This window comes from Geotalea daltonii FRC-32 (genome assembly GCF_000022265.1).
Taxonomy (GTDB): Bacteria; Desulfobacterota; Desulfuromonadia; order Geobacterales; family Geobacteraceae; genus Geotalea; species Geotalea daltonii.
The window spans coordinates 1,257,810-1,273,626 of record NC_011979.1 but is presented as its reverse complement, the minus strand read 5'-3'; the positions used below and the strand labels follow the sequence as shown (position 1 = coordinate 1,273,626).

General features: G+C 55.8%; 15 protein-coding genes. 8 read left to right on the top strand and 7 right to left on the bottom strand.

The window, feature by feature from the left end; all coding sequences use genetic code 11:
• Positions 1 to 49: 49 nt before the first annotated feature.
• Together GEOB_RS05790 and GEOB_RS05785 are read left to right on the top strand one after the other, a co-directional pair.
• Positions 50 to 928 (top strand): AraC family transcriptional regulator, encoded by an 879-nt coding sequence (locus GEOB_RS05790; protein WP_012646252.1) that lies wholly within the window; start codon positions 50 to 52, stop codon positions 926 to 928.
• An 80-nt stretch (positions 929 to 1,008) separates the two neighbouring features.
• The gene (locus tag GEOB_RS05785) at positions 1,009 to 1,431 is read left to right on the top strand and encodes a pyridoxamine 5'-phosphate oxidase family protein (protein ID WP_012646251.1); all 423 of its coding nucleotides are present in this window, start codon (positions 1,009 to 1,011) and stop codon (positions 1,429 to 1,431) included.
• Positions 1,432 to 1,613: 182 nt separating this feature from the next.
• On the opposite strand, the gene GEOB_RS05780 is transcribed toward GEOB_RS05785, so the two are convergent.
• The 4 genes from GEOB_RS05780 to GEOB_RS05765 all read right to left on the bottom strand — a co-directional run bounded on the left by GEOB_RS05780 (position 1,614) and on the right by GEOB_RS05765 (position 4,725).
• The gene (locus GEOB_RS05780; protein ID WP_012646250.1) at positions 1,614 to 2,408 is read right to left on the bottom strand and encodes a sulfite exporter TauE/SafE family protein; all 795 of its coding nucleotides are present in this window, start codon (positions 2,406 to 2,408) and stop codon (positions 1,614 to 1,616) included.
• 293 nt (positions 2,409 to 2,701) lie between these two features.
• A complete protein-coding gene (locus GEOB_RS05775; RefSeq protein WP_049764409.1) occupies positions 2,702 to 3,388 on the bottom strand; it encodes an OmpA family protein in 687 nt (228 codons plus the stop codon).
• Positions 3,389 to 3,656: 268 nt separating this feature from the next.
• Complete coding sequence (locus GEOB_RS05770; RefSeq protein WP_012646248.1) at positions 3,657 to 4,082, bottom strand: cupin domain-containing protein; 426 nt, start codon at positions 4,080 to 4,082, stop codon at positions 3,657 to 3,659.
• 52 nt (positions 4,083 to 4,134) lie between these two features.
• A complete protein-coding gene (locus GEOB_RS05765; protein WP_041267078.1) occupies positions 4,135 to 4,725 on the bottom strand; it encodes a TetR/AcrR family transcriptional regulator in 591 nt (196 codons plus the stop codon).
• 129 nt (positions 4,726 to 4,854) lie between these two features.
• Here GEOB_RS05765 and GEOB_RS05760 point away from each other — a divergent pair, with 129 nt between their 5' ends.
• The 4 genes from GEOB_RS05760 (at position 4,855) to GEOB_RS05745 (ending at position 7,762) form a co-directional block, all read left to right on the top strand.
• Complete coding sequence (locus GEOB_RS05760; protein WP_012646246.1) at positions 4,855 to 5,229, top strand: VOC family protein; 375 nt, start codon at positions 4,855 to 4,857, stop codon at positions 5,227 to 5,229.
• 23 nt (positions 5,230 to 5,252) lie between these two features.
• Positions 5,253 to 5,639: a DoxX family protein gene (locus tag GEOB_RS05755; RefSeq protein WP_012646245.1), complete on the top strand. Its 387-nt coding sequence runs from the start codon at positions 5,253 to 5,255 to the stop codon at positions 5,637 to 5,639.
• Between the two features lie 95 nt (positions 5,640 to 5,734).
• Complete coding sequence (locus GEOB_RS05750) at positions 5,735 to 6,253, top strand: superoxide dismutase family protein (protein ID WP_012646244.1); 519 nt, start codon at positions 5,735 to 5,737, stop codon at positions 6,251 to 6,253.
• Positions 6,254 to 6,490: 237 nt separating this feature from the next.
• Complete coding sequence (locus tag GEOB_RS05745; RefSeq protein WP_012646243.1) at positions 6,491 to 7,762, top strand: L-lactate MFS transporter; 1,272 nt, start codon at positions 6,491 to 6,493, stop codon at positions 7,760 to 7,762.
• Positions 7,763 to 8,045: 283 nt separating this feature from the next.
• Here the strand turns inward: GEOB_RS05745 and GEOB_RS05740 are convergent, their stop codons facing one another.
• Together GEOB_RS05740 and panP are read right to left on the bottom strand one after the other, a co-directional pair.
• Entirely contained in the window at positions 8,046 to 8,567 is a 522-nt protein-coding gene (locus GEOB_RS05740; RefSeq protein ID WP_012646242.1) for a GNAT family N-acetyltransferase, read from the bottom strand.
• 610 nt (positions 8,568 to 9,177) lie between these two features.
• Positions 9,178 to 10,848, bottom strand: a complete 1,671-nt coding sequence (gene panP / locus GEOB_RS05730) for a pyridoxal-dependent aspartate 1-decarboxylase PanP (RefSeq protein WP_012646240.1) — start codon at positions 10,846 to 10,848, stop codon at positions 9,178 to 9,180.
• Positions 10,849 to 11,286: 438 nt separating this feature from the next.
• On the opposite strand from panP, the gene polX reads away from it, so the two are divergent.
• Together polX and GEOB_RS19230 are read left to right on the top strand one after the other, a co-directional pair.
• Complete coding sequence (gene polX, locus GEOB_RS05725; protein ID WP_012646239.1) at positions 11,287 to 13,026, top strand: DNA polymerase/3'-5' exonuclease PolX; 1,740 nt, start codon at positions 11,287 to 11,289, stop codon at positions 13,024 to 13,026.
• Positions 13,027 to 13,383: 357 nt separating this feature from the next.
• Positions 13,384 to 15,066: a PKD domain-containing protein gene (locus GEOB_RS19230; RefSeq protein ID WP_195892561.1), complete on the top strand. Its 1,683-nt coding sequence runs from the start codon at positions 13,384 to 13,386 to the stop codon at positions 15,064 to 15,066.
• A gap of 121 nt (positions 15,067 to 15,187) precedes the next feature.
• Here the strand turns inward: GEOB_RS19230 and GEOB_RS19225 are convergent, their stop codons facing one another.
• Complete coding sequence (locus GEOB_RS19225) at positions 15,188 to 15,790, bottom strand: tetratricopeptide repeat protein (protein WP_012646237.1); 603 nt, start codon at positions 15,788 to 15,790, stop codon at positions 15,188 to 15,190.
• Positions 15,791 to 15,817: the final 27 nt, after the last annotated feature.

Below are 15,817 nucleotides of genomic sequence, written 5' to 3'. Positions count from 1 at the left end.
GTGACATGTCCCCCTCCGCTATCGTATATAATGCCCGTCCGGAGAAACTATGGAAACCCGTAAACTGGAAAAAATACGCGCCCTTGTCGGTGAGGTGTCGGAAGAACAGCTCAAATATGTTGACTGTTTCGTCGGCGATGGCATAGGGCTCTTCATTCCGGCAGTTGGTCCCTGTCTCTACGCCATTACCCGAGATCACAGTCACCCGGCATACTCCTTCGTCCTCACTTTCGACGACAAGGGCAATTTTCAGGCCAAAGGAAAAAACATCACCCCCGCCCCCGGCGAAGTGGTTGCCATCGATCCCGGATCACTGCATCATGAAGTTCCCGGACAAGAGCAGTCGCGCTACATCGCCATCCTCATCTCCCATACCCTTCACGACCGGGAGGCACGGCAGTACGATCTTGCCGGAAAAGCCTACGATTTCCATCGATTTTTTCCCGGTCCGGAACTGATCAATCTACTTAAGGAGTTCATGACCGAACACGAAGCGGGACTCCCCGGCGGGGAAGCTGTGCTGGCAGCAGTCTCAATCCGCATCACCCACTCCATCCTCCGGGCCGCCCATGGTGTCAATTCATCGGCGCCCCATATTTCGAACCGGATAGAAATCAATCGCGTTGTCGAATATCTCCACCGCCGCTATGGTGAAAAGGTAACGGTGGACAAGATGGCAACCGTGGCGGCCATGTCACCCTCCCATTTCAGCCGCGTCTTCCGCAAGGAGACCGGTCTTTCACCGATGAATTACCTGATCGACCTGCGCCTGGCAAAAGCCCGCCGTCTCCTGGTCTCCGGCGAAACCTGCGTCACCTCCGTCGCGCTTCGTTGTGGTTTCGCCAGTCATTCCCACTTCACCGACACTTTTCGCAAACGTTTCGGTTGCCCCCCCTCGGATGTCATGACCACCGTAAAAGCAGGATAACCGAAGCAAAAAGCATGAATCCGGAAGCCCCATTGCTGCAAATCTGTTACCTTCGCGGAAAAAGAGTCGAGGAGGAGCTGATGGAAAGAGAAGAACTCATTGAGCTGATCAACAGGAATCCGGTATTCCATCTGGCAACCATCGAAGAGGGGGAACCACGGGTGCGGGGCATGCTTGTTTATCTCGCCGATGACCGGGGAATCCTTTTCCACACAGGAGCCATGAAGGATGTCCACCGGCAGATGATAGCCGATCCCGCGGTGGAGCTCTGCTTTCATGACTGGCAGGCAAACATTCAGGTAAGGGTACGAGGGAAGGCTAAACTGGTGGACGACCAGGCGCTGAAAGAGGAGATTGTTAACTCGCCGGGCCGGGAATTCCTGAAGCCATGGATCGAGGCGAGTGGCTACAGTCTCATGTCGGTTTTCCGCGTCGAGGGATGCCAGGCCCTGGCCTGGACCATGGAGAGCAACTTTGCGCCGAAGGAATGGGTAACCCTGTGATAAATGCAAAAAGGCCAGTCCGAAAACTGTCGGAAACATTAAGAGGTTGTTGAAAAATTCCAGGTTGTTCAAAAACAGTTAGATCGTCGCACCCGCAGGAGCGACCGCGGAGGCGTAGCTGCGCTACGCCGCACAAGAGAGCGACGAGGACGGCGGTGAAATGGCTGTTTTTCAACAACCTGTTAAAGAAGGTCCAGCACCATCTTCGTTCCAATCACCACCAGCAGCAGCGCAAAAATTTTCTTGAGCCCCGCCACCGGCAGCAAGTGGGCCAGTTTCGCCCCGAGGGGCGCAGTGGCAATGCTTGCCGCCGCCACTCCCATAAGGGCCGGGAGATGAACGAAACCGAGTGTGTGTGGCGGAAGGGAAGCAGCAAGACCGTTGGCCACGTAGCCTGCCGCACCGGCAAGGGCGATGGGAAAACCGATTGCCGCCGAAGTGCCGATGGCATTGTGCATGGCAACGTTGCACCAGAGCAGAAAGGGGACGGACATGCTGCCGCCGCCGATGCCGACGAAGCTGGACACCCCACCGATCAGGCCACCCACGCCGAAAATCGTGCCCTTTCCCGGGAGCTGCCGATGGGGCTGCGGCTTGATATTGAAGAACATCTGTATGGCCACGTAAAAGAGGAAAACGACAAAGAAACCTTTGAGAAATGCGGTGGAAAGCCTGGAGGCAACCCAGGAGCCGAGAAAGGTGCCGAATACGATGCCCGGACTGATCTGCCGCACCACGTTCCAGTTGACGGCCCCCCGCGCATGGTGGGCACGGAGACTGGAGATGGAGGTGAAAATGATACTGGCCAGGGAAGTACCCAGGGCCAGGTGCAGAATATGCTCAGGAGGCAACTGCTGATGGGCGAAAATGAACGACAGCACCGGTACGATCACCAGCCCCCCGCCGACGCCGAGCAACCCCGCCATGACGCCTGCAAATGCCCCCAATACTAAGTACAACAGCCATACGGTCACCATAATCCCTCCTCGTCTTGAGGCTTCCATAATAGCCAGTGGGAAGGCGGTTTTCCAGCTTTTTCACCCACAAAAGCAAAGGCGGCCGGAATGGCCGCCCAGATTGCTGACAAAATCACAATATGTAAGGCTGATCAAAAAGCCCTAGGTGCAAGGCGCCCGAAACCTGAGGAGTGAGGCGTACTTAACGGTACGCCGCAGCGACGAATGGTAAGGGCAACGCCGCAGATGGGGCTTTTTCATCAGACTCGGCGGCCGGAATGGCCGCCTTTATCCGCTTATGGACGTATAGCTCTTTAATTGTTGCCGCTGTTCTGGGCTATTGCCTTTTCGTTGGGACTGATCTCCAGCTGCACCCGGCGATTGAGGGCGCGGTTGGCGTCGGTGTCGTTGGCAACGGCCGGGCGGCTCGATCCATAGCCTACAGCAGTCAGCCTGAACGCAGGCACACCGTTGGCAGTGAGGAAATCGCGAACCTGCTTCGCGCGCCTTTCACTCAATGGCTGGTTGATGGCATCGGAGCCGGTGGAATCGGTATGTCCCTGAACGACGATATTGGTCTCAGAGGCCTTGAGGGTTGCCGCCGCCTTGCTCAGAGACTCTTTGGCTCCCGACTTCAGGGCATCCTTGCCCAAATCGAAGAGAATACCTGACGGCAAAGCCACATAAACCTTGTCGCCGTCCCTGACCACCTCCGCCTCAGGCAGGTTCTTCTTCAGGGCTGCCGCCTGCCGGTCCATGTAATAACCGATGCCGCCGCCCACGACTGCGCCGGACAGACCACCGATAGCAGCATTTCGTCCCCTGTGAGTCTTTCCGCCTGCCAGCGCCCCGATACCTGCGCCCAGTGCCGCCCCACCCAAAGAGCCTATGGCGCTTCGCTTAAATTCATAGCTGCCATCGGGATTGGTTGCGCAACCAGCTGCCAGCATGGCCACTATCGATGCGCCAGCAACTACCTTGATGAAACTTTTCGCTCTCACTTTCATTTCTCCTTTGATGATGATCTCGGGAACTGTCAGCACCCGCTTTTACCGCCGTAGTATAATATCGTAGACAGTAAAGAGCAAGGTTATCGATCACCACTCATACCTGGACACCTGAAGGCACTTGACCGGTGTAGCTGGTATGAAGGAAGAAAAGCAGCGGTGAGGAAACAAGCCGCAAAGGATATGGATAGGAAGCTACCACCGCCACCTGCAGTTGGCAGGGACTAAAGAGTCTCCATTCATTTCCCCGATCACAGATACGCTACTTGGTCATCCACGAGGCTTTGGTCGCGAGCCTGACCCCATCTTCAAGAGTGGCCTGGGTCAGGCTCCCCGCTTCGGCCTGAATGCAGATGAAATAGAGATCCGCATCACCCGCCCTGTAGGCCCGCTCGCCGGACGGAGCCACCCGGATCAGGCTCCCTTCGCTTACCGGGAACTCATTCCCGTCCACGTAAAAGATGCCGGTCCCCCCCAGGACGATGTAGAGCTCTTCGTTCTTCTTGTGAACATGGACAAAGGGTATCCCCTTGCCTGCCGGCAGCCGGTTGAGGGACACCTCGCAGCCGGTGAGCCCCAGAGATTCGCCAATGAAGTACTTACCGTGAAAGCCGAGAAAATCCCTCTCCAGTAGTGTCGCAAAAGGTCCGGTGTGCTCTGCGGCGAAGTTCTCTCCTTGAATGGTCATGGTATCCTCCTTGAAGTTATGGACCTTCCGGTCCAGAAATGCCTAAAAAAATTTAGTCCAATGCCCGCAGGATGACGGCAACGATCTCTCGGACACGCTCTTCATCGGCCCCACCCTTGACGACCATCTTGATTCCCCCCAGGCTGCTGATCAGATAACCGGCCAAGGCCTCGGCCTCCACTTCTTGGGTAATCCCCCCCTCTGCCTGGCCACGCCTCACCGCCCGGCAAAGCAGGGCGCGCAGCCCCTCAAATCCCGAGGAAACCTCTCCGGCTATGTCACCGTCTTTCTGGGCGCACTCGGTGGCGGTATTCATAATTAGACAGCCGCGTCTGGTCTCGTTGGGACGCCTGGCCTCGGCTGCCGAATTCAGCAACATTCGCTCGATGAATTCCCGCGCCGATCCGGAGTTCTCCAGCAACTGGGATAGTCCTTGCCCGATTTTTTCCCGGTAGCGGGCCATGCTGCGCAGAAAAATTTCCTTCTTGCCGCCAAAGGCTTGATAAAAGCTGCTCTTGGACAGCCCCATGGCCTGGAGCAGGTCCTGTAGGGTTGTCGCTTCATAGCCCCTGGACCAGAACACCTGCATGGCCGTATCCAGGGCCTTCTCCGGATCGTATGCGAGAGGTCTCCCCATTGTCATGACGAAACTTTAGGACCAAAAGGTCCAGAAGTCAATTTCTTTTTCTTTTCTTGCCCGTTCCAGGGCCACACACTCACGATGATGTATAATCATAGAAGATTCGTTAGCGACCAAATAGGAGGATGCGCCATGGGAAATCCCTTTGTACATGTGGAGTTGACGACAACTGACCTGGCCCGTGCCAAAGCGTTTTACACGGCACTGTTCGACTGGCAGCTGGAGGATATACCGGGGATGGACTATACCCTGATCAAGGTGGGCGACGGTACCGGGGGTGGTATGATGCAAACCCCTGGTCCCGGAGTCTCCTCTTCATGGCTCGCCTATGTACTGGTTGACAATGTTCAGGCGGCAACGGCGAAGGCCATGACCCTCGGTGCGACCATTTGCAAGGAGGTTACCGAGATTCCAGGCATCGGCTGGTTCAGTGTCATCACAGACCCGACAGGGGCGACTTTGGCACTGTGGCAGACAAATCCAGTCGGCTGCGGTTCGCCGGAATAAGCGGCTATTTCTGGAGGTGCACGATGAGATGGTTCATGTCCAGCTACAGTAGCCACTGTTATGCGTTGATGCGCATCGTGGCAGGCTTTCTGTTTCTTTGGCATGGCGCCCAGAAGCTGTTCGCTATTCCGAGCCCTATGCCGCCAGGAGTCCCCTCCTTCATTACCTATGTGGCCGGTCCCATCGAGCTGTTTTGCGGCATACTGGTCATGATAGGTCTGTTCACCCACTGGGCAGCCTTTATTGCCAGCGGCCAGATGGCCTTCGCCTACTGGATCGGCCATGGAACGAAGGCGTTGCTGCCGCTTCAGAATGAAGGCGAACTGGCGGCGCTGTATTGTTTTATCTTCCTCTTCATAGCTGCCCAGGGAGGTGGAATCTGGAGCGTCGATGCCGCCAGGCAGCGTTGACGGATCCGGCGGAACACTCCATTTGAGCCGGATTGACAGCAGGTTAACCACATCCACACTTTTAGCACCAGAAACTAACCTACAAGGAGAAAGCAATGATCAGATCAACCATATGCCTTCTGCTGATTGCCTCTGCCACTGTTGCCGGAGCTGGCGAAACGGGAAAAACAGTTTCCTCTTCCATTGTCGACACTACCGGGAAATCGGTCGGTACCGCAACCTTCGCCGAGAAAAAGGGGGGTGTAGAAGTGACTATCAAGGCGTCGGGCCTCCCGCCAGGTAAACATGGCATGCATATCCATGAAAACGGCAAGTGCGAGCCTCCCGGTTTTGCCACCGCAGGCGCTCATTTCAACCCCACCGGCAGGCACCACGGTGCCGGTCACCCGGAAGGAAAGCATGCCGGCGACCTGCCCAACCTGGAGGTGAAAAAGGACGGCACTGCAAAATTAACGGCAACAGCAGAAGGAGCAACACTGGGCAAAGGGAAGACCTCGTTGCTGAAAAATGGTGGTACGGCCCTGATCATCCACGCCAAGCCTGACGACGAGAAGACCGACCCAACCGGCAACTCCGGTGACAGGATAGCCTGCGGAGTGGTCGGCGCCAGATGATGCGGCACGGCTAAAGGGGCCAGTAAGGGCATTTACCCGCGCTTATATGCGCATGAAACATCAAAGGCGGCCAGCAGGCCGCCTTCTGCTTTAAGGAAGCTTCCCGCAAATTCCGTCCCCGGAATCCACTGTTGCCCATCATTAGTTAACTGGACAAAATTGCTTCCAACTATATACTCAAATTCCTACCCGGAGCTGCTACACGGGGGTTGTACGGGAACAAAGGGAGGTGCACGGGTGGTAAAGACATTCAACCGCTGGCTGATTGCGGTTATCTGCACGCTGCTGATGGTCAACCTGGGAACCGTGTACGCCTGGAGCTTCTTCCAGAAACCCCTCAGCGACGCCTACTTTTGGTCGAACAGCCAGGTGGCATGGGCTTTCAGCCTCGCCATCTGCTTTCTCGGTCTGGCTGCCGCAGCTGGAGGGATGTTATTGCCGAAGACAGGACCGACGATCCTTGCCCTGCTGGGCGGGATGCTGTTCGGCTGCGGTTACCTGCTGGCAGCACAGGCGCTCAGAATACATTCCCTCCCGCTCCTTTATGCCGGTTACGGCGTAATCGGTGGAACCGGCCTGGGACTCAGCTATGTCACTCCGGTCGCAACGATGGCCAGGTGGTTTCCGGACCGGAAAGGGTTTGCCACCGGCATGGTGGTCATGGGGTTCGGCTTTGGCGCCCTCCTGATGTCGAAGGTTTTAGCGCCTCTGCTCCTGGCTCGACTGGGCGGAGACATGGTAAGGGTCTTTGCCGTGATGGGGATGCTGTTCCTCCTGCTGATCATTCCTGCTGCAGCCTTTGTCAGGAATCCGCCCGCCGGATGGATGCCGTCGGGTTATATCCTGCCAATGGCGAGCGCCGGGAGCGGCCCGGACGAGCATGGCAGGGGAACCCGTGCCTGCCTGATTTCGCGGGAATTTGCGCTGCTTTGGGTGATCTTCTTCTGCAACATCACCGCCGGCATCGCCATTATCGGTTTCCAGTCGCCGCTCTTTCAGGATATCTGGAGCAAGGCAGACCCGGCGCTGGGAAAGGAGGCTCTTGCCAGGTACGGCGCCACCCTGATCGCAGTCAGTTCCATTTTCAACGGTATCGGCAGGTTTTTGTGGGGAGGGATCTCGGACCGGATCGGCCGCCGGGAGACCTTCAGAATCATTCTCGGCACCCAACTGCTGGCGTTTATTCTCTTGACGTACACCGACAATCCTTGGCTCTTTGCGCTGCTGGTCTGTTACATTCTCCTCTGCTATGGCGGCGGTTTCGGAACCATGCCCTCCTTCGTGCTCGATCTGTTCGGCAGCAAGGTCATGCCTGCCGTCTATGGCACAATCCTCACTGCCTGGTCCGCCGCCGGTATCGCCGGCCCACAGCTGGTCGCCCTCATCAAGGATCGGTATCCGGCTGGACTCTATCCCGGACGGGCATCCTTCTACAGTTTTGCCCTGGCATGCGGGTTTCTCCTGATAGGGCTCATCTTCTCGTTTCTGCTCAAGTCACGCCGCCAGTAGCCACTTGATTTTCTATTCCGGCGCCAGGACCAGATCGAAGGTGGCTTTTTTTGTGGCGCTGCGGGTAATGCCGGCTGATCAGTCCGGCATTACCGTCCATGTCCACCCAAATGTGGATATAGGGAGACATTGGCTGTACGTCGGCTGGAAATCGGTTTTCAGGAACAAGAAACAATAAAGGCGACCCAATGGTCGCCTTTTGAATAAGTTTTCAGGAACAAGAAACAATAAAGGCGACCCAATGGTCGCCTTTTGAATAAAAGTGAATCGATCGTTCTGATGCTTACCGTGACCGGCGATTCTTTCCCTGCTTGCCGGATGATGTGGCAGCAGCGTTAAACTCAGGCTCATAACCCACAGAAAAACTGACGGCAATGTTGTTTCGCATACTCAGAAAATGGGAGTTGTTCTTATCAAACGGACAGATGGGGGCACCGCAGGGTTCAAAGCCAAACCGTTGGTAATAAGCTGGTTTCCCCAGGACAAACAGGGTCCGGCTTTTGATCGCCTCCTGTCGCAAGGCAAATTTCAGCAGTTCCGAACCCACCCCCTGATTTTGAAATTCGGGGGCCACCGCCATGGGGGCCAGGTGCAAGCCACAGATGTCGGTGCCATCATAGGCGTTGGAAAATGCGATGTAGGCAATGACCTTGCTGGTATGAATACAGACCCATTCATGCACGAGCCTGTTGTTCTCGTGGAGTTTCTGTACCAACGCCACTTCATAATCAGTGCCGGGAAAGGCATGCTGCAATAGCGCATAGACCTTGGTGCGGTTCTCGATCATCAACTTCTGTATTTTCATGATGAATGGGACTCCAGGACGTTGGCTTCGGCACTACTTTTTACTTGAAAACCCGGCGCGGTCAAGGTGGTTGCAGATGAAGCTTTCTCCCATGCTAAGGGAATACTCACAAAATTTCGGCTTGGGTCTTTTCACCTTGCACTCGAAGAAATCCTGGCTGACCATGCGGGTTCGACATACTGGCTTACAATTAAACAGGTTAAAGATACTCATAGTTTCACCTTCTCTCGGTTTTGCTGTGTCGGCATTTTTTTGGCGACGGCACCCAATATACCACGCTTGGAACCGGAAGCGGGGTTTTTATTAGATGTGTGAGCTCTCACTCCCGAAGATTCCAAAGAGCCTGATTAATTCTGCCGTATAATGAAGCTAGGAAATTAACAGGAGAGTAGCCAGCATACCAGCCGTGGGAAATTCGAGCTAGGAGTCTGTCGGACTTAGAATGAATCGGCTGCGAAAATGGCAAATCGGTCCGGATCTCTGTAAATTTTCGACAAATAGGTCCACTATTCGCTCTCAAATTTCCAAATATCCGTCCTCGATTTTCCATTCTCTCGCTTCGATCCCTAAGTCAGACAGACTCCTAGAAGAATAATTTTATAGTTGTTGGTCAATTAGGCGACTGATCGGCCGCCTTTGCAGTCAGACCTGTACAGATTTCCTCGACCTGCTGCAACAAGCCCTGAATCTCCGGCTGCTGCACGATCTCGCACTGCTCGGCCAGAACCGCCGCCAGGATCTCGTCGGTCGTCAGTGGGTTGGCCAACACGACGCGCAGGACAGTTAGTTCTTCATCATGGCGAGCCACTCGCAGCCGTGTTCGGGAGACAAAGGTTTTCCCCGCTTCCCGTTGATGTTTTTGCAGCAGCTGGCAGACCTGGTCGAGGAGCGCATTGATACCGGCACGTTGCTCAGCAGGCGCTGCGGCCAGGGCCTTTTGTACATTGAGCGGACAGTAGCGGTAGGTAAGGATATTCAGCTCCGGTTCGCTGGTCAGTTCAAAATCGGGATACTGGCGGATCATGGCGGCAAAGGTCCGCGCCCGCTCGATCCCCATATCCATGAGGAGTTCGTACCCCTTGCGGCCAATGATGGATAAACCGGCATGAACCAACATCGCCATACCCGGCCGTGATCCTTCGAGGGTATGGCTTCCCAGATCCTTGGAGCCATGACGCAGGATGTAATTTGCGTGATGTTCGATCGCCGAAAGGGCCGTCGGATCCTTGAAGACGACCATCCCCGCCCCCATGGGAACATAAAGCTGCTTGTGCGCATCGATGGTGACCGAGTCGGCCCGCTCTATGCCACTGAGCAGAGAGCGGAACCGGTCGGAAAAGAGAGTCGGCCCACCCCAGGCAGCGTCCACATGGAAATGGCACCCGAGCTCCCCTGCGAGATCAGCCAAGGCCTCCAGCGGGTCGACATTGCCGGTTTCGGTGGTGCCGGCGATGCCAACCAATGCCAGCGGAAGTATGTTCCTGTCCTGCAGGCGCCGGACCTCTTCCCGCAACAGCTTCAGGTCGACACGGTTATGGGCATCGGTCTGCACCTTGATCAGGTTGTCCCGGCCCAGGCCCAGGAGATCGGCGGCCTTGCCGAAGGAATAGTGGCCGCGCTCGGAGACGAGGACCGCAATACCCTCAGCCCCTCGATGCTGCAGCGCCCGGCCCAGCCCTTCCTGTGCAAGCCCGCCAAAATCAGCGCTTGGAGCGAAGAGACGGTTGCGAGCCACCCAGAGTGCCGTGACGTTGGCAATGGTGCCGCCGGAACAGAAGGCCCCCAGGGCATGCTGGCTGTTGTGAATCCAGGCGGGATAGAAGTCGGCATCCCGGCGGTAGACCAGGTGATGGAGCATGGCCAGGACCTGCCGCTCCATGGGGGTAAAGGCCTTGGATGTCTCCACCTTGACCAGGTTCTGGTTGAGGGCTGTCATGAGGCGCGCCAGGGGGAGCATGAAGTAGGGGATCGCCGAAGTCATGTGGCCGACAAAGCCGGGGGCAGCAGTATGGACCGACTGGGCGACCAGGTTCTCCTTGACGAATTCGGTATATTCGGAGACGTAGGTCGGTTCTTCCGGGATGATGGCAGAGGCGAAATCGGCCTCGATAGCTTCGAGGTCGCGTTCGATGGCAACGATATGGGTCTGCAAAAAGCCGGTGACATCTGCGGCAATCGCCTGATCGATAGCGCCTAGGGTCGAATCGGGCGCTTCCGGGACGGTAAAGATCCGGTAAAGATTTTCCAGATTGGCACGAGCTGCTTCACGATTTTTCAGCATTATGGTTCACCTTTTGGAGCGTCTTCCACTGCGGGGCTGGTACTGGCAGTATGGCAGCAACAGAAAGGTCCTTCGCAGCCGTTTCTTGCCGCCCATACTTCGGCTCCTTGATATTTTAAAACAGGAGTATACAGCTACACTGGCCTAAAAAGCAAGGACGTCGCCCCCATTGGTTGCCCCTGGCCTCGCAGAAGGTCTCTTTTTAATTCAAGTTTCGAACTAACAATCCGCTACCGATAAGGAAGCAGGCTCCGGGACCGGAGCACTTGATCCGCCGGTTGGCATTGCAATGAACAGCGTCAGAACATATATGTCCAGAATTCCGTTAAACAACCTTGCAACTTCCCCATCAGCAATGTTCAATGGGCGACGAATTACAAGGACGTTGAAGTTACCTCCTTGGCCTTCACCTGATAAAATTTAAGAGAGGAGGCACCCATGAAAAATCATGAGATCGCCCGCATCTTCTCCGAAATCGCTGACATCCAGGAGTTCCGCGGCTACGATATTTTCAAGATCAGGGCCTATCGCCGTGCCGCTTTGAACCTGGAAGGACTGTCCCAGGCCATCGACAACCTCTCCCATAAGGAACTGTTGAAAATCCCCGGGATCGGCAAAGATTTCGCCGCCAAGATAGAGGAGTATCTCGCCACCGGCAAGATCGAGGCCCACGAAAAGCTCAAGGAAGAGGTGCCGCTGGGGATGCTGGAATTGCTGGTCATTCCCGGTCTGGGGCCGGCAAAGGCGAAACTCCTCTATGACAAGCTGGGGGTCAAGGGAATGGACGATCTGGAACGGGCCGCGGCCGAGCACCGGCTGGCGGGGGCAATCCCCAAGATCCAGAGCAAGACCGAGGAAAACATCCTTAAGGGAATCGAGATGGTAAAGAGGGGCCGGGAACGGTTTCCCCTCGGGCGGGTGCTGCCGCTGGCTGACTCCCTGGTGGATAGCCTGCGCAAGCAGGGATGCGTGGAGCGGATCGAGCTGGCCGGCAGCATCAGGCGCTGGAAAGAGACGGTGAAGGACATCGATATCGTCGCCACCGCCTCTGACCCGGCGGCACTGATGATCGCCTTTACCACGCTCCCCCAGGTAACCAGGCTGCTGCTGAAAGGGCCGACCAGGTCATCGGTGCTTGTCACGGACGGAATCCAGGTGGACCTCCGGGTGGTGGAGCGGGGTTCCTTTGGCGCCGCCCTGGCCTATCTCACCGGTTCGAAGAATCACAACGTGCGGCTCAGGGACATGGCGGTACGCCAGGGGCTGAAGATCAACGAGTACGGTATCTTTCGGACCGAAGATGATTCGCGGATCGGCGGGGCAGAAGAGGAGGACGTCTATCGGGTGGTTGGCCTACCCTTCATCCCGCCGGAACTGCGCGAAGACGGCGGCGAGGTGGAGGCGGCCCTGGCCGATGCCTTGCCCCGGCTGGTCACCGCCGGAGACATCAGGGGGGACCTGCACGTCCATTCCCGGTGGAGCGACGGCATGCACTCCCTGGACAAGATGGCCGCAGCAGCCAGAAAGCGGGGGCTTGCCTATATCGCCCTCACCGATCACTCCCGGTCCCTGGGGGTCACCCGTGGTCTGACCATCGAGCGGCTCATAGAGCAGCGGGAGGAGATCGCCGCCTTCAACCGTAACAGTGGCGACTTCCGGGTGCTGCACGGCACGGAGATGGACATCCTGCCCGATGGCTCCCTTGATTTTCCCGATGAGGTGCTGAAAGAGCTTGATTTCGTCATCGCCTCCATCCACTCGGCCTTCAAGCAGCCCCGGGAGCAGATCACCGCCCGGATGGCGGCCGCCATGCGCAACCCGTGGGTGACCATGATCGCTCACCCAACCGGCAGAATACTGGGGGAACGTGAGGCGTACGAGATCGACATGGACGAGGTGCTCCGGGTGGCGGCGGAAACCGGCACCGCACTGGAAATCAACGCCTATCCGCTCCGCCTGGACATCAACGACCGCCAAGCGCGGCGAGCCAAGGAGCTGGGGGTACCGGTGGCCATCAACACCGATGCCCATGTCACCAGCAACTTCGACTTCCTTCCCTATGGAATAGCCATTGCCCGCAGGGGCTGGCTGGAAAAGGAGGATGTGCTGAACGCCCTGGAGCTGCCGGAGTTTTTGCGGAGAAGAAGAAGGAATTCGGGGAAGTTTGGCGGGCATTGAAAGAGGTAAGGAGACTTAAGTGCAACGTCTTGGCCTAGATTTCTGAATTATGTATTGTGTCCCCCCGAAATCGTGTCCCCCGAAAATCTAAAGGTGGGGGCAGAAAGGCAGACCTGCCTCCCGCAAATTTTTGTGCAGAAGCTGCAAAGGCGGCCCTTTGATCGCCTTTGGAATTAAGTTTGGTGTCCTTTGAATTCATGGAATTCCTGCATAGATTCTTGCGAAGGTATGCATTTAAAATCGTGATGTCAAAGAATTTATTTACTTGACAAATCTAATTTTAAATTAAAAAATTATCAACTTTTATTTTTAGGAGGGGGCATGTTTAGAAAGATTGTTCTTGCAATAACAGGAGGGATGGTACTTATTGGTGCATGCATTGTCGCCAACGCGGAAACGACAACATTTACTGTTGATCCGAAATATTCGGATAGGTATCTGGCGGGATACCCGCACACCGGTTTTCAGTCGAGCGGGGTGCAGCTCTTGCCGGGGGATCACCTGATTATCGTTTCCACTGGGCTATCATGTGCGGTCCCTGGCGGTTGCAACGGCCCGAACGGCAATGGCGCTCCACCGCCACCGTCGATGGCTTCTTCGTTTTTGGCTCCTTATCTCAGCGCCACTGCTCTTGTCGGCAAAATAGGCACCAACGCACCATTTTTCGTCGGTGAATCATTGGATGTGTTTGTAACGCAAGCAGGAACGCTCTATCTTGGTTTCAATGACAGCAGGTGTGATGACAATAGTGGTGCTTTTTATTCACAGATCACGGTCGTCAGGCCACCAGTCAATAATCCGCCGGTAGCAGAGGCCGGGGCTGATCAGACCGTCACTGAAGGTTCTCTCGTCACTTTGGATGGCTCGGCGGCTATAGATCCGGACGGCGATGCCCTGACCTTCCAATGGATGCAGGTGAGTGGTACTCCTGTTGCGCTGAATACTAGTGATTCGGTTCGTCCGACGTTTACTGCTCCACTCGTTACACGTGGAGGAGAAACCCTGACCTTTCGGCTTGTAGTCAATGACGGAAACCTGGTGAGTAAACCGGATTTCGTCAACATAAATGTAAAGAACTTAAACCATCTGCCGGAAACAGAGGCTGGGCCGATCATGACCGTAGGTGAGCGGAGCCAGGTGACGCTGGATGGCTCTGCCACTTTCGATCCCGATGGAGATGTCTTGACGTATCAATGGACCCAGATAGCGGGTTCCCCGGTTGAGCTATCAGGAGCAACTACCACTAAGCCGGTGTTTGTTGCTCCGGCAGTGGGTGTCGAGGGTGCTATACTTACCTTTCAGCTGTCGGCCTCGGATGGGATTGAAGCAGTAAGTGATACGGTGGATGTAGTCGTGGAAAATATAAACCATGCCCCGCTAGCCGATGCAGGCGACCTTCTGATGCGCAACGAGGGCAACACTGTTGTACTCAATGGATCAAAAAGCAGCGACCAGGATGGAGACCTGATTACCTATAGCTGGAGGCAATTGGAAGGAATACCGGTTCAAATATCGAACTCCTATGCACAGAGCCCGTCTTTTACCGCTCCTTTTGTGGGTCTCGACGGAGCATTGCTCAAGTTTGAATTGGTGGTCAACGATGGCCTGGTTGAGAGTAACCCCGCCCATGTGTTGGTGAAGGTGCTTGATGTAAATGCTCCACCCTCATGCGATACTGCCAAAGCTGACCCTTCAGTGCTGTGGCCTCCCAATCACAAATTGGCGCCGGTCGGCATTACGGGCTTGCAAGACCCCGAAAACAACGAAGTAAATATAGAGCTGCTGAATATAACCCAAGATGAACCGACCAACGGACTCGGAGATGGCGACACAAGTCTTGACGCCTATAAACAAGAGAACGGACTACTGCTTCGTGCCGAGCGGGCTGGCAACGGGAACGGCAGGACCTACGGCATTACGTTCAAGGCCACGGATAGCTTTGGCGAGAGTTGCACCGGAGCTGTTACGGTGACAGTACCGCATGATAGACATGGCATAAGCATTGACGATGGGCAACTGTATGATTCGCTTCTGCCCTGATCACTGGCAGGAATAGCAACAGTATCAGGTACTGGAAGAGGATCCCCACGGGGATCCTCTTCTGGAGTGACCTTATTGCAGGATTAAAAGCAGAAAGTGCGGCCATCTGGCCCGCCCACTATTACTTCCCAAGCCTCTTCAACGCCCTCTGCGCCTGCCCATCCCCCTGTGCCGCTGCCTTCTCAAACAGTTCCTTGGCCAGGGCCACATCCTGGGGCACATACTCTCCCTTTTCGTTCATCCTCCCCAGGGCATACTGGGCCTTGGCATATCCGGCATCGGCAGCTTTCTGCATCCAGTATACGTACTTTTCAGCATCGGCATACTGCTTCAGGCCGCTTTTCGGGTTGAAGAGCATGGCGAATTCATACTGGGCTTCGCGGTGGTTCTGCTCTGCCGCCTTTCCGAACCAGTAATAGGCCTCCTTTGTATCCTGCTTCAAGCAGTCGTAGGAGGCAGGGCCGGTATAGTAATAGTAGGCCAGCTTGAACTGGGCCGGGGCATAGCCTTGCTCTGCCATGGATTTCAGCTGCTCCATGCCGCGCAGGACCCGGGCCGGATACTCTCCGTCATGCCCCTCAATACTGCGCAGAGCTTTGGTGTACTGGGCCTTGTGCTCTGCTTGAAGCAAAACGGCCTGCCGCTGCGCCGGGTCCGTTGCACATCCGGCTATGAGGACAAAAACGATGGAAATCATCCATCCCACGAGGTGTCTCTTTTCCATGTCCACAGCCTCTCTTTGCCGCATGGG

Coding starts and splice junctions, on each gene's coding strand:
- GEOB_RS05740 (WP_012646242.1), bottom strand. CDS start 8,567: ATGAAAATACAGAAGTTGATGATCGAGAACCGCACCAAGGTCTATGCG.
- GEOB_RS05790 (WP_012646252.1), top strand. CDS start 50: ATGGAAACCCGTAAACTGGAAAAAATACGCGCCCTTGTCGGTGAGGTG.
- GEOB_RS05765 (WP_041267078.1), bottom strand. CDS start 4,725: ATGACAATGGGGAGACCTCTCGCATACGATCCGGAGAAGGCCCTGGAT.
- GEOB_RS05750 (WP_012646244.1), top strand. CDS start 5,735: ATGATCAGATCAACCATATGCCTTCTGCTGATTGCCTCTGCCACTGTT.
- GEOB_RS05755 (WP_012646245.1), top strand. CDS start 5,253: ATGAGATGGTTCATGTCCAGCTACAGTAGCCACTGTTATGCGTTGATG.
- GEOB_RS05760 (WP_012646246.1), top strand. CDS start 4,855: ATGGGAAATCCCTTTGTACATGTGGAGTTGACGACAACTGACCTGGCC.
- polX (WP_012646239.1), top strand. CDS start 11,287: ATGAAAAATCATGAGATCGCCCGCATCTTCTCCGAAATCGCTGACATC.
- GEOB_RS05770 (WP_012646248.1), bottom strand. CDS start 4,082: ATGACCATTCAAGGAGAGAACTTCGCCGCAGAGCACACCGGACCTTTT.
- GEOB_RS19225 (WP_012646237.1), bottom strand. CDS start 15,790: ATGGAAAAGAGACACCTCGTGGGATGGATGATTTCCATCGTTTTTGTC.
- GEOB_RS19230 (WP_195892561.1), top strand. CDS start 13,384: ATGGTACTTATTGGTGCATGCATTGTCGCCAACGCGGAAACGACAACA.
- panP (WP_012646240.1), bottom strand. CDS start 10,848: ATGCTGAAAAATCGTGAAGCAGCTCGTGCCAATCTGGAAAATCTTTAC.
- GEOB_RS05780 (WP_012646250.1), bottom strand. CDS start 2,408: ATGGTGACCGTATGGCTGTTGTACTTAGTATTGGGGGCATTTGCAGGC.
- GEOB_RS05785 (WP_012646251.1), top strand. CDS start 1,009: ATGGAAAGAGAAGAACTCATTGAGCTGATCAACAGGAATCCGGTATTC.